Origin of the sequence: Mesorhizobium sp. M1006 (assembly GCF_040318825.1) — a bacterium.
Lineage (GTDB): Bacteria > Pseudomonadota > Alphaproteobacteria > Rhizobiales > Rhizobiaceae > Mesorhizobium.
Window position 1 is genome coordinate 1 of the sequence record NZ_JAMYMZ010000145.1, and the last position, 979, is coordinate 979.

Annotated in this window: 1 protein-coding gene; it reads right to left on the bottom strand. The window is 63.0% G+C overall.

Annotation, left to right across the window (positions count from 1 at the left end):
* A partial coding sequence (locus NKH60_RS34960) for an AMP-binding protein (protein WP_352875133.1) occupies positions 1–979 on the bottom strand: 979 nt, incomplete at both ends.

Genomic DNA, 979 nt, shown 5'->3' on the forward strand with positions numbered 1-979 from the left:
AAAGCTCCCCCACCGCCCCGAACGGCACCGGCGCGCCATGACCGTCCAGAAGATACAACCGCGTGTTCGCAATCGGACGCCCGATATGCGGCACAACGTTGTCACTGAAGAGCCGTCCCGAGGTTGCCACGACGGTAACTTCCGTCGGGCCATAGTTGTTTATTAACTTGAGAGGCGACGGTAGCCGGGAAGGCACACGCTGGAGACGATCACCGCCAATAAGCAAATACTCCAATGTGGGATTTATTTGCTTGTCTTCTAACGCGGTTGTAGCCAGCGGCGTGACTAAAAAGGCGGTCTCCAGCGATTGATCACACCACCATTGCAGTAGAAGCAGGGGATCTCCTGCTGCTGCTCTTGGCGAGAGCAGCAATGCGCTACGATTGGATAATGCAGACCACAGCTCCCAAATGCTGGCATCGAATGCCACTCCGGCCGTGAGTGCGCAGCAGGTTTCTCGTTGCCGACAGAACGTTTGCACATGCCATGCTGTAAGATTGACCAGGTTGTGGTGCTCGACCATGACGCCCTTTGGGGTTCCGGTGGAGCCGGAGGTGTAGATCACATAGGCGAGATGGCGTGAGGTCAGGCCAAGGGCGCGCGGCTCGGGATCGCAAGCGGGCAGTTCGGCCCAAGCCGGGGTCGCCGTCTCCAGATCGACCACGCTCACATCGACAAGCGCCTCGGGGCCGAGCGCGGCGCGGCCGGCCGCATCGGCCAGCAGCAGCCGCGGCGCCGCATCCTCGACAACCTGCCGCAGCCGCGCGCAGGGATAGGCCGGGTCCAGCGGCAGATAGGCGCCGCCCGCCTTGAGGATCGCCAAGACACCCACCACCATCGCCGGGCTGCGCTCGACGCAGATCGCCACCGGCTGGTCCGGCCTCACCCCGAGCGCGATCAGGTGATGCGCCAGCCGGTTGGCTCGCGCGTTGAGCTCGCCATAGCTCAGGCGCTCGTCCTCATGGACTACCGCCAAAGC